This window comes from bacterium (genome assembly GCA_031082185.1).
Classification (GTDB): Bacteria; Sysuimicrobiota; Sysuimicrobiia; order Sysuimicrobiales; family Humicultoraceae; genus VGFA01.
Window position 1 is genome coordinate 97,464 of sequence record JAVHLI010000005.1, and the last position, 11,889, is coordinate 109,352.

The following is an 11,889-nucleotide window of genomic DNA, read 5'->3' on the forward strand; positions in this document are numbered from 1 at the left end:
GCCGGCTGTAGCTTACCCCGGCTTTGGGATGTGAACAAGCACGTTTCCTTCAGTCCGGATCAACGGGGCGGCCATTCCGGCGGATCTCGAAATGAAGGTGCGGTCCGGTGCTGTAACCGGTGCTCCCAACGTACCCGATTACCTGTCTTCGGGACACGGTCTGACCGGTTGTTACCCTGATTCGGGATAGATGGCCGTAGAGCGTACTCACGCCGTCGCCGTGGTCCAGGATGACCAGCTTGCCATACCCTCCGTACCACCCGGCGAACAGCACCTTCCCGGCGTGCGCCGCGGGCACCGGGGTGCCCCTCGGCGCCGATATGTCTATGCCCGTGTGGAAGTGGTGGCGTCGAAACAGGGGGTGACGGCGGAAACCGAAGCGGGACGTAACCGGCCCCCTCAGCGGCCAGATGAGGGCTGCCATTGTGCTATTCCGGTCAAGCGCGGCGCCTCCCTGGAGTCGCTGAATCAGGGCCGCTACCGAGGCTGAGTCCTCCTCTGTTTCGCGGACGGCCTGCTCTGCGGCGGCCCGTTCGTGGATAATCGACTCCAAGATCTTGCGCTTCGCGGCCACCTGCTCCGATAGCTCCAGTTCGCGCTCACGGGTCTGGCGGGCGACCTCCTGCAACTGCGCCTGCTGCGAGATCAACTCCTCCCGCAGCGCCGCGGTCCGGTCGCGGTCTCGGGCGTAGGCGCTGATCAGCCTGGTATCCTCCCGCATGACGGCCCCCACCAACCGCGAGCGCGCCACGAATTCCGGGAACGAGGTGGCCTGGAACACAACGTCCAGGTAGCCGGCGCGCCCATACCGGTGCAGATCCACGACCCGGCTGGCCAGCAGATCCCGGCGCTGCGCCAGTGCCGCCTCAGCTCGGGCCAGATCGACGGCCGCGGCCCGGGTGCGGAGCCGCACGCGACGCAACCGGATGGCCAGGTGCCGCAACTGTTCCTCGGTCGCCTCGCGCCGGCGGTCCAGCCCCTGAACCTCGTCGGCCATCCGCCGTTCACGATGTCTGACCTGCCGCAGCCGCTGGCGCTCGTTCTCGAGCTGCCGCCGAAGGCGCGACAGCTCCTCCTGCCGGGACGATAGGGGCGCGGACGAGGCGGCGATGGCCTCCTGCATCCCGGCCCCCACGGCAACCGCCAGCAGCAGCGCCGCCGTCACCAGCCGGATCCCAGTAGGTCCGCTCATGCCCGGAGGTACCTACGCATGCCTATCTCGCTTCCCGCTATCCCGACGGCAATGCCCAGTAACCAAACCACGGCCAAGGCTCCCGGCAGAGCGTCGCGGGGCGGCAGAACCGGCAGGAACGGCAGTGAGCCCGCGATCTGGACCGCCAGGTAGGCGTAGACCGCTACCAGAACCGCGGTTGCCGCCAGGGCCGCGGCGGCTCCCTGCAACACGCCTTCCAGAACGAACGGGCCCCGGATGAATCCCGGCGTGGCGCCCACCAGCGTCATGATCTCGATCTCCTGACGCCTGGCCGCGATCGTCAGCCGGATCGTGTTCAGGACAATCAGCAGCGCCGCGGCGAACAGCGCCCCGGCCAAGGCGGCTCCGGTGATCCGGACGGCGCGCGTCAGCGCCACGATTCGATCCACCACCGGCGTCCCGTACAGCACCTCCTCGACGCCCGCAATCCGCTCCAGCGAAGCGGCGACCGCGCGTACCTGCCCGGCGCCGCTGGCGCGAACCTCGATCGAATCCGGCAACGGGTTCCTCTTGAGGTGCGAGCCCACCGAAGCCAGCGATCCGTAGGTCTTCTGTAACCGCCGCAGGGCTTCGGCGCGCCCGACCAGCTCGGCGGCGCGAACCCCTGGTAGATCCTTGGCAGCGGCCAGCACGCGGTGCTGTTGCTGGAGGGTGAGATCCCTCCGGAAGAGCCCCACTATCTCGACCTGCGACTCAAGGACGGAGGCCAGGTGCGCCAGGTTGACAGACGCCAGGACGCCGCCTCCGGCTACCATAAGCGCGATGGCGATGGTGGTGGTCGCAGCCACGGCCATCAGGCCGTTGCGGCGCAGGCCGCCGATAGCATCGCGCAGGGCTTCCCCCCGCGCCCAGGGCCACCCGCGCGCCCGGAGCGCGCGACGGGCGGCCTCCGTCTCAGCGGGCTGTCTGGTAGAGGCCTCTTGACTCATCGCGCATGACACGACCGGCGTGCAACTCGACCACGCGCCGTCGCAGCACGTCCACTAGCGTGCTGTTGTGGGTGGTCATCAAGACGGTCGTCCCTCGCAGATTGACGGCGCCGAGGAGCTGCATGATCTCCCAGGCCGCCTCGGGATCAAGGTTGCCGGTGGGCTCGTCCGCCAACACTATCGGCGGCCGTGTTACGATCGCACGGGCCAGACAGACGCGCTGCTGCTCTCCCCCCGAGAGTCTGGCCGGCGGGTCGTCCGCACGGTGGGCCATACCAACGGTCTCCAGCGCCCACCGGACGCGCGGCGCGATCTCCACCCGGTCGGTTTCGGTAACCCGCAGCGCGAACGCCACGTTGTCGGCCACGGAACGGTCGGACAGCAGCTTGAACTCCTGAAAGACGACGCCCAACCTGCGTCGCAGTAAGGGCACCTGGGAGTCGGGTAGCGAGCAGAGGTCTAGCCCGTCCACCTCCACCCCCCCGGCCGTGGGACGCTCGATCCGCTGGATGAGCCTGAGAACTGTGGACTTCCCGCTGCCCGTGGGACCCACCAGAAATACGAACTCACCGCGCTCTATCCGCAGTGAGACATCCTGCAGGGCGACCACGCCGGTGGGATATCGCTTTCCGACGCCGTCGAGGTTGATCATAGCTGCTCCGACGAAAAGGTGCGTCCAGTGCTTCGACGTTTCCTTCTTGCAATGCTTCTACTAATGCTTCTACGCCGCGGCACGGCGGTCCTGCCGCCCGATCAGGACACGGTTAGGTCCCAGGCCGCGAGATCCCCCAGCAGGCGCTCGCTTGTCATGTTGAGGTGGATCGGCGTCACCGAGATGTACCCGGCCTTCACCGCCCAACTGTCCGTCCCTTCCTCATCGCCCAGGGGTCCGGGCTCCCCGGCCAGCCAGTAGTACGGCCTCCCTCGCGGGTCCGTGCGCCTCTCCAGTTGCGATAGGTAGCGACGCGAACCCTGACGGGTAACCGCCACCCCTCTCAGCCGTTCCGGCGGGAGGTTCGGTACGTTCACGTTGATCAGCGCATCCGCGGGCAGCGCGCGTTCCACGACCAGCCGCGACAGCCGTTCGGCGAACCCGGCGGCCACCTCGAACCGGACTTCCACGAAGGCCGCCACCGAGACCGCCACGCTGGGAATCCCCATGATCGCGCCTTCCATCGCGCCGGAAACGGTGCCTGAATAGGTGAGGTCGCGGCCCAGGTTTGGACCGACGTTTATGCCCGAGACCACCACGTCCGGCCTCCAGCCCAGGAGATCGAGCACGCCGAGTATTACGCAGTCCGCGGGCGTGCCGTTGGTTGCCCAGGCGGTCACCCCTTCCGGAAAAACCCCTGAGCGCCAGGCGCGCAGCGGCTTGTGCAGCGTGACCGCGTGCCCGGTGGCGCTGCGCTCGTGCTCAGGGGCCACAACCACGGTCTCGTGATGTGGCGCAAAGGCCTCGGCCAGGGCGTGCAGGCCCGGTGAGTGGATTCCGTCGTCGTTGGTGAGCAGGATCCGCATCTTCCCTCGTTTCCATCAGCACGACTCTGCTAGGCGGCTTCGACCGCCGCGGCCACGTAGCCCACTACCGCACCCATCTCGCCGGAGACCTCTCCGGAAGTGGAGTATTGAAGGATCTCGACGCGGCCGCATCCAAGGCGGCGCGCGGCCTCGAGTACCGCCGCGGCCGGACCCACCCCGCACATCGTGATCCCTCGGTGCCGCACTTCCCGCAGCAGGCGACCCCCATCACCGGAAGCCAGCGCCTCGATGGCGATTCGGTCCACCAGAACAGCGCGCTCATGCGGTAGCTGGTGACTCAGGTCAGTCGAGGCGATGAGAACCGCGTCGCGGCCCGCCAGGGCCGTAACGAGCGCGCAGGCCAGGTGCTCCACTGTGGCCGCATCCTGGTCGGCCATCACGATCGGCACGACCGGTCCATCATAGCCCATGAACTGCAGGAAAGGAAGTTGGACCTCGATGGAGTGCTCCTGGCGGTGGCCTCGGGCATCCAGCGGGATGCCTCCGCGCTGCAGCGCCTCCTTGACGGGATGGTCGGTGGGGATCTCCCTCAGCGGACCCTGCCAGCATTCCTCCGGGGACAGCGCCGATGGCGAACCGGCGCCGCTGTGATCGGGACCTATCACCACGATGACCCCCGGCCGGCGCGCCTCTGCCAGGCGCAGGTAGGCGTGGGCCGCAACCGGCCCCGAATAGGTCAGTCCGGCATGGGGAACCACGAGTGCCGCCACGCGACCCGTGCCCCAGGGTTCCGGAAGGCGCCCGGGGCCCAGCGGGTGCCTGAAGCACCACTCCACCTGTCGGCGCAGCCCGCCGGGGTCGGCGCTGTAGAACACGCCACTGACGGCGGCAGGGCGAGCGCGCCCGCCGGCCAAGCTACTCCCCCGGAGGCTCCCCGGCGCCGGCCTCCGGTAGCACGGCACCTGCCAGCCAGTCGAGATAGGCAGCCGACCCTCCCCTGATGGGGAGAGCAACCACCTCCGGCACCGTGTACGAATGGAGGCCCGCCACGCGCGCCACCAGGTCGGTCAGGAGGTGACGGGCGGTCTTGATCACGAGCAGCAGTTCGTCCGCGCGCTCGACCCGATCCTGCCAGCGGTACACCGAGCGCACCCCGGGCACCACGTTCACGCAGGCAGCCAGCCGTTCTTCCACCAACGCCGCTGCCACGCGATCCGCCTCATCACGGCCGCCGGCGGTAACCAGCACAACCAGAGGTTCGCTCATCGCTAGTCCTGCTCGCGCCACCAATCCGGCGACACGTCACGCAGCGACCTGGCCTTTCGGGGGGCGGGGCGCGTACCGGTCCGCTCCTTGGCCACCCGCGCGCGAAGCTGTTCGAACTCGCGTAGGTCGGTCAGAACCTTCAGCGTGTTCCAGACGGCTTCTTCCAGGTGCTCGCCGCCCTCGCGCTGCACCAGCAACACGAGCGGCTCGATCACACGCTTGTTGCGAAGCTTGCCAAGGATGCGTATCGCCAGCCGCTTTACCTCAACGTCCTCATCCTCAAGCGAGGCAATGAACTGATCCAAGGCACCGTCGCCGAAGAGGGCAAAGAGGGCTCTCAGAGCGAATCGCCGCACCTTGGGCACGGGGTTCTCAAGCGCCACGCGCAGTTGCTCGATAACCTCGTTACGCGGGCGACCCCCCAGAGCCTCCACTACCATGCGCGTGGGGCTGACCTCGCGGTCGACATGGACGCCCTCGCCGCCGTCCTGGACACCGCGCTCCTCCAGACGGGCCAAGGTGGCCACCACCGCTTCCTGCATGCGCTGATCGCGAAGGAACAGGTCCACCAGGGGCCGTATGATGCGCTGATCCCCGACGCGCCCCAGGACCGAGATCGCCGTGGCCCTGATGCTCTGGCTCTCCTGCTCCACTGCCTCGAGGAGCGTCTCAATCGCGCGTGGCCCCACCTCGATAAGGATCTTCATGACCTGTGCGCCGATCTTGCGCCGCAACACCTTGTCCTCACAGGTGGCCAGCAGCGGTCCAACCGCATCTGGCCCAATCCGCATGAGGGCCTCGGTGGCCGCCAGTTGCAGCGACCTCTCACGGCGGGCAAGAACGCGGATCAGCGGCTCCACCGCGCCCCGGTCGCGCAGGTCGCGCAGGCCGTTCACGGCCTGGAGGACCACCTGCTCGCTTCGGTCCGCAAGCGCGGCACGCAGGGCCTCGCCGGCGGCGGACCCGCTGATGCGCTTGAGGGCCACGACGGCGCTCTTGCGCACGTATTCGTCGGAGTCTTGCAGGGCGCGCGCCAGCGCCGGCACGGCGGACTCGTCGCCGAGCTTGCCGAGCGCGTGCGCCGCGTCGCTGCGAACGGTCACATCGTGGCTCTCGAGCTGCTGCAGGTAGCGCTGTAGCTCGTCGGCCTTGCCGGCCTCCGGCATGAACATTCCTCCTGTTGGACGCAGGGGTACTGCGTGGCACCTTCTGCGCCTATTATGTACTATTCTGCGGCAACGCACCACGGTCCTGCTCATGGGCTGAAGCCCCTGCCCTGCTTGCGTCTCCGGCCGTGCTCCCGTATACTGATGCCAATGGGTGATAGAGCCATCTTACGCTTTGCCCACGAGAGCGAAGAGGAACTGGCGCGAATCCTAGACTTCTACGGCATTCGCTGGGAGTACGAGCCCCGCTCTTTCCCTCTGGACTGGGATGAACAGGGGCGCGTGGTCGAGAGCTTCAGCCCGGACTTCTACCTCCCCGATTTCGACCTGTACATCGAGCTGACCACCCTGAAGCAGAGTCTTGTAACCAGGAAGAATCGTAAGCTGCGGCGGCTGCGCGACCTCTACCCCAACGTACGGGTCAAGATGTTCTACGGCAGAGACTTCCGGAACCTGTTGGTCAAGTACGACCTGCACCCCAGCGCAGCGCCCTGATGGCGACGCCCGAGATCAGCCAGGTGCTCCTAACCGAGGAGCAGATCCGCGTGCGGGTGCGCGACCTGGCGGCCGAAATAGACCGTGACTACGCGGGGCGCGCCTTGCTGATGGTGACGGTCCTCAAAGGCGCGCTCTACTTTCTGGCCGATCTCACCCGGGCGATGGAGATACCGCTGGCCATTGACTTCATGGCCATCAGCTCCTACCGGGGCGGCAAGGGCCCCTCGGGCGCCGTCCGCCTCATCAAGGACCTCGACGAGGACCTAACCGGCCGGCACGTGCTGCTGGTAGAGGACATAATTGATACGGGCCTCACGGCCTCCTACATCCTGCGAGCCCTCCAGGCGCGCGACCCGGCCGACCTGGCGATCTGCACGCTGCTTGACAAGACCGCACGGCGGATAGCCCACACACTGCCGATCCGCTACCGCGGGTTCGAGGTGCCCGACCTGTTCCTGGTCGGCTACGGCCTGGACTACCGGCAGTTCCACAGGAACCTCCCGTACGTCGGCGTGATCGGAGACGACTTTCTGCGACGCGAGCCCGCGTCCTCCTGAATCGGCGACTGGGGGACGCCGAAACGTATGACGCGAGAGCAAACTCCCGCTACTCCAGCCGACACCGCTCCTGTCGGTTTGTCCGAATTGCTCCTCCTGCGGGACATCAAGAAGACCTTCCCGGGCGTGGTGGCCAACGACGGGGTGACACTGCGGGTACGGGCCGGGGAAGTCCATGCCTTGCTCGGCGAGAACGGCGCCGGCAAAACCACCCTGATGAACGTACTGTACGGAATCCATCAGCCCGACGGCGGCGAGATCTGGCTGCGGGGGCGGCAGGTGTGCATTCGGTCGCCCCGCGATGCCCTGGCGCTCGGCATCGGCATGGTCCCCCAGCACTTCCTCCTGGTCCGTAGGCACACCGTCGCCGAGAACGTCGCTCTCGGGCTTCCGGGGGTGGGTTTCATCGCTCCGACCCGGCAGGTCGAACCGCGGATAAGAGAAATGGCAGACCGGTACGGCTTGTCGGTGGATCCCCGGGCCTACATCTGGCAGCTCTCACCCAGTGAGCAGCAGCGTGTTGAGATCATCAAGGTACTGATCCGGGGAGCGAAGATTCTCATCCTGGACGAGCCCACGAGCGTGCTCACCCCGCAGGAGGCCCACGCGCTGTTCGAGGTGTTGCGCCGGATGAAGCTGGAGGGCCACGCGGTAATCTTCATCTCGCACAAGCTGGATGAGGTCGCCGAGATCGCCGACCGCGTGACCGTCATGCGCAAGGGGCGGGGAGTGGCCACGCTGCCGGTCGCGGAGACCGACAGGCGCCTTCTGGCGCGGCTGATGGTCGGCCGGGACGTGGAGTTCCGGCTCACCAAGGAGGAGCGCACCCCCGACGGTGAGGCGATCGTCGTTGAGAATCTTGCGGCCAAGAACGATCGCGGCCTACCGGCCCTGCGGGGGATCTCCCTCACCGTGCACCGGGGAGAGATCCTGGGCATCGCCGGCGTGGCGGGAAACGGTCAGCGCGAATTGGTGGAGGTAGTAACCGGGCTGCGCCCTGCAACCGGCGGCCGCATCACGGTACGGGGGAAGGACGTCACCAACCTGTCCGCGCGCGCGGTGCACGGGGCAGGCGTGGCACACATCCCCGAGGACCGGATGCGCATGGGAATCGTGCCGGGCATGTCGGTCGCCGAGAACCTGGCGCTTCGGGACTACCGCCACCCGCCGTTCTCCCGCGGGCCTGTGATGGACCGCAGGGCGATAGAGGAGTTCGCACGCCGGATGATCGCTGAGTACGAGATCGTCGCCCCAGGGCCCGCCACCCCGACGCGGCTGCTCTCCGGGGGGAACATCCAGAAGCTGATTCTCAGCCGCGAGCTGTCGGGCCATCCCGACGTGATCGTAGCGGCTCACCCCACCTCCGGGCTGGACGTCAGCGCCACGGAGCAGATCCACCGGCTGCTCCTGCGGCACCGTGGGGAAGGGGCAGCGGTTCTCCTGGTGTCTGAGGATCTGGACGAGATCCTGGCGCTGTCCGACCGCGTCGCGGTGCTGTTTTCGGGCGAGATTGCGGGCGTCGTGGATGCGGCCCAGTTTGATCGGGAACGGATCGGACTGCTGATGATGGGACAGCGCGCATGAAGCGGCTGGGTCCGTTCCGGGTGGAGCGGGTGCTGGTTCCGTCCGGGGCCTGGGTCCTGACGGTCTCCCTGGGCGCGGTCGCCGCCGCCCTGGTCGCGGCAGGCATGATCTTCTGGGCCTTCGGGATCAACCCTATACGGGCCTACGCGATCATCTTCGCGGGCACGCTGGCGGACAGGAGGGCGGCGCCCGATATACTGCGCCAAGCCACCCCGCTGCTTCTTGCCGGTGTCGGGCTGGTGCTGGCGTTCCGGGCGCAGTTCTGGAACATCGGAGCTGAGGGCCAGTTGCTCGCCGGTGCTGTCGCGGCGACCGGAGTGGCGCTGTTCACCCCCATCCCGGCTCCACTGCTGCTGCCCGCGATGTTCGTGGCGGGCTTCCTCGGCGGCGCGGTGTGGGGCTTCATCCCTGCGCTGCTCCGCCTCAAGCTCGAGGTCAACGAAGTCGTCTCCACCCTGATGATGAACTACATAGCCCTGTTCTCCGTGGAGTGGCTGATCCACGGGCCGTGGAAAGGGAAGACCGCGTTCGGGTTCGCCTATACCGATGCCTTCCCCGAAGCCGCGCGACTGGCCCTTATCCCGGGCACGCGCGTGCACTGGCCCACGCTGGCCTTGGGGATCGCCCTCTCCGGCGCGCTGGCCTTCTTCCTGGGGCGGGCGCGTCTCGGGTTCGAGATCCGGGTGCTGGGCGAGAACCCCACCGCGGCAAGGTACGCGGGAATAGACCCGGTCCGAACGGTCCTGCTCGCCATGGTGTTCTCCGCGGGCGCGGCCGGGCTGGCGGGAGTGGGCGAGGTCGCGGGCATCCACCACAAGCTGCTCTCGCCCGGCCAGGTCTCTTTGGGCTACGGCTACGCCGCCATCATTGTGGCATGGCTGGCGCGCGGGAACCCACTCGCCGCCATCATTACTGCGCTGTTCCTCGGCCTCATATTCTCCAGTGGAGACGTTATGAAGGTAATGTTGCAGATGCCGTTCCGTGTGACCGACGTCTTCAATGGGCTGATTCTGTTCTTCCTCATCGGCAGTGAGCGGCTGCTCAACTACCGGCTGCGATGGGAACCCGGCAGGCGGCCCGGGGAGACCGCGGATGCTTGAGTGGATCCTGACGGCGATCGTCCGGGCGCTGGCCGTCAGCACCCCGCTCCTGTGGGCCTCGCTGGGAGAGATCTACGCCGAGCGGAGTGGCGTGATCAACCTGGGCGTTGAAGGGATGATGATTCTGGGCGCGCTGTCCGCCTTCGTCGTCGCGCACATAACCGGCTACCCGGTGGCCGGCCTGCTGGCGGCGGCGGTCGCCGGCGGCCTGGCGGCCCTGCTGCACGCCTTCGTATCCGTGACGCTCCGGGCCAACCAGTACGTCTCGGGGCTGGCTCTGACCATGCTGGGCCTGGGCCTGGCCGGCGTGCTCGGCCGGGGATGGGAAGGGATACCCCTGCTCAACACCCTCCCGGAAATCTCCGGGCTCACGTACATGGGGCTGGCGCTCGCGGTAGGGCTCTGGCTGGTCCTGCACCACACGCGGCTGGGCATGGTGATACGCTCCACCGGTGAGTCACCGGCCGCCGCGGACGCGCTGGGCGTGAACGTCCACCTGGTACGCTACCTCTGCGTGGTCTTCGGCGGGGTGCTTGCCGGCGTGGCCGGCGGCTTCCTCTCGGTGGCCTACCGCCCCTCGTGGACTGAAGGCATGACCGCGGGGTTGGGGTGGATCGCCATAGCAATAACCATCTTCGCGGGCTGGGACCCGCTCCGGGCGGTCGCAGGGGCTTTCCTCTTTGGGGCCCTCTTCCACCTCTCCTTCCGCCTCCAGGCCTGGGTCCAGCCAGAGGCGCTCAGGATGATGCCGTTCGCCTTCACCATCCTGGTGCTGGCGGCCACCGCGGGCAGGCGCAGGGGACAGGGAGCGCCCGAGGCGCTGGGGCTGCCGTACGCGGGCGGGGAGAGATGACGCCGGAGGCGGGAGAAGCCCGCGACCACACCGAATAGCCGAGGAGAAGCCAAGAAAGACAATCAAGAAAGACAATGAGGAGGGAGACCATGCGCTGGTTAACCGTCTTGGTGGTGCTCGTGCTCGCGGGCAGCCTGGCTGCACCAGGCATCGCCCAACAGAAGCTCAAGGCCGGGTTCATCTACGTCGGCCCCATCGGTGACTACGGCTGGACGCACGCCCACGATTTCGCCCGCAAGGTCGCGGAGAAGAAGCTCCCCTGGCTGGAGACCCTCTATGTCGAGAAGGTGCCCGAGGGCCAGACGGAATCGTTCATTGACAAGCTGATCCAGCAGGGCGCGCGGGTTATCTTCACGACCAGCTTCGGGTTCATGGACGGGACGCTGGCTGCGGCCAAGCGGTATCCAAACCAGATCTTCGCGCACGCGTCGGGCTTCAAGCGCGCGCCCAACGTGGCGACGTACATGGCCGACTTCTACCAGGTGTACTACCTGAACGGCCTGATGGCCGGCGCGGCGACCAAGAGCGGCAAGATCGGCTACGTGGGCGCCTTCCCGATCCCCGAGGTGAAGCGCCACATCGGCGCCTTCGCGCTGGGCGTCCGCGCGGTCAACCCCAAGGCCACCGTGCACGTCCGTTGGATCTACGAGTGGTTCAGTCCGACGGCCGCCAAGGAAGCCACCGAGGCCCTGATCGCCGAGGGGGCCGACGTGTTCGGGTTTACCGAGGACACCCCAACCGTCGTGCAGGTGGCGGCGAAGCGCGGGCTGCCCAGCTTCGGCCACTACTCACCGATGCACAAGTTCGCCCCCAAGCACATGATCTCGGGCCAGCTCGTGCACTGGGACAAGATCTACGTGGACTTCCTCTCCAAGGTGTACGCGGGCAAGTACACGGCCGAGAACCTGGCCAACGTGGACTACTGGTGGCTTCTGGCCGAAGGAGCGGCAGAGCTGGGCGGCGACTTCGGGATGCCGGTCAATCCTGAGTGGAAGGCCAGACTGGCGGCGGTCAAGGTCGGCACACCCGACCTGGGCCGGATCTCGGTCTACGACCTGGTCATGAAGCGGCTGGCCCAGATGTCGGATCCCAAGGTGACCTTCGAGCCGTTCACCGGCCCGATCAAGGACCGCAAGGGCGTCCTCCGGGTCCAATCCGGGAAGCGCATGACCGTGGGAGAGCTCAACTCGATGGAGTGGGCGGCACCGGGCGTCGTGGGCCCCTGGCCCAAAGAGCCGTAACCG

At 67.3% G+C, this 11,889-nt stretch carries 13 protein-coding genes; 6 read left to right on the forward strand and 7 right to left on the reverse strand.

All coding sequences use genetic code 11. The features are described from left to right. Window positions 1-49: 49 nt before the first annotated feature. From RDU83_06610 to RDU83_06640, 7 genes are all read right to left on the reverse strand, one after another. Window positions 50-1,192, reverse strand: coding sequence for a peptidoglycan DD-metalloendopeptidase family protein (locus RDU83_06610; protein ID MDQ7840684.1), 1,143 nt, complete (start codon window positions 1,190-1,192; stop codon window positions 50-52). After that, on the reverse strand, window positions 1,189-2,142 hold the full coding sequence (gene ftsX, locus RDU83_06615; protein ID MDQ7840685.1) for a permease-like cell division protein FtsX: 954 nt from the start codon (window positions 2,140-2,142) through the stop codon (window positions 1,189-1,191). The genes RDU83_06610 and ftsX overlap by 4 nt, the downstream gene beginning before the upstream one ends. Next, a complete protein-coding gene (ftsE, locus tag RDU83_06620; protein ID MDQ7840686.1) occupies window positions 2,108-2,794 on the reverse strand; it encodes a cell division ATP-binding protein FtsE in 687 nt (228 codons plus the stop codon). Before ftsE ends, ftsX begins: the two co-directional genes overlap by 35 nt. A 101-nt stretch (window positions 2,795-2,895) precedes the next feature. Continuing rightward, window positions 2,896-3,660, reverse strand: a complete 765-nt coding sequence (gene surE / locus RDU83_06625) for a 5'/3'-nucleotidase SurE (GenBank protein ID MDQ7840687.1) — start codon at window positions 3,658-3,660, stop codon at window positions 2,896-2,898. Between the two features lie 29 nt (window positions 3,661-3,689). Next, window positions 3,690-4,535 carry an AmmeMemoRadiSam system protein B gene (gene amrB, locus RDU83_06630; protein MDQ7840688.1) on the reverse strand — a complete coding sequence of 282 codons (846 nt, stop codon included), beginning with the start codon at window positions 4,533-4,535 and terminating at the stop codon, window positions 3,690-3,692. 1 nt (window position 4,536) lies between these two features. Next, window positions 4,537-4,887: a divalent-cation tolerance protein CutA gene (gene cutA / locus RDU83_06635; GenBank protein ID MDQ7840689.1), complete on the reverse strand. Its 351-nt coding sequence runs from the start codon at window positions 4,885-4,887 to the stop codon at window positions 4,537-4,539. Between the two features lie 2 nt (window positions 4,888-4,889). After that, window positions 4,890-6,053 (reverse strand): HEAT repeat domain-containing protein, encoded by a 1,164-nt coding sequence (locus RDU83_06640; GenBank protein ID MDQ7840690.1) that lies wholly within the window; start codon window positions 6,051-6,053, stop codon window positions 4,890-4,892. A gap of 150 nt (window positions 6,054-6,203) precedes the next feature. On the opposite strand from RDU83_06640, the gene RDU83_06645 reads away from it, so the two are divergent. The 6 genes from RDU83_06645 to RDU83_06670 all read left to right on the forward strand — a co-directional run bounded on the left by RDU83_06645 (window position 6,204) and on the right by RDU83_06670 (window position 11,886). Further along, window positions 6,204-6,548 carry a hypothetical protein gene (locus RDU83_06645; GenBank protein MDQ7840691.1) on the forward strand — a complete coding sequence of 115 codons (345 nt, stop codon included), beginning with the start codon at window positions 6,204-6,206 and terminating at the stop codon, window positions 6,546-6,548. After that, window positions 6,548-7,108, forward strand: a complete 561-nt coding sequence (hpt, locus tag RDU83_06650) for a hypoxanthine phosphoribosyltransferase (protein MDQ7840692.1) — start codon at window positions 6,548-6,550, stop codon at window positions 7,106-7,108. The genes RDU83_06645 and hpt overlap by 1 nt, the downstream gene beginning before the upstream one ends. Window positions 7,109-7,135: 27 nt before the next feature. After that, complete coding sequence (locus RDU83_06655) at window positions 7,136-8,692, forward strand: ABC transporter ATP-binding protein (protein ID MDQ7840693.1); 1,557 nt, start codon at window positions 7,136-7,138, stop codon at window positions 8,690-8,692. Further along, a complete protein-coding gene (locus RDU83_06660) occupies window positions 8,689-9,792 on the forward strand; it encodes an ABC transporter permease (GenBank protein MDQ7840694.1) in 1,104 nt (367 codons plus the stop codon). Before RDU83_06655 ends, RDU83_06660 begins: the two co-directional genes overlap by 4 nt. Then, the gene (locus RDU83_06665) at window positions 9,785-10,645 is read left to right on the forward strand and encodes an ABC transporter permease (protein MDQ7840695.1); all 861 of its coding nucleotides are present in this window, start codon (window positions 9,785-9,787) and stop codon (window positions 10,643-10,645) included. Before RDU83_06660 ends, RDU83_06665 begins: the two co-directional genes overlap by 8 nt. Window positions 10,646-10,734: 89 nt before the next feature. After that, entirely contained in the window at window positions 10,735-11,886 is a 1,152-nt protein-coding gene (locus RDU83_06670) for a BMP family ABC transporter substrate-binding protein (protein ID MDQ7840696.1), read from the forward strand. Window positions 11,887-11,889 lie beyond the last annotated feature (3 nt).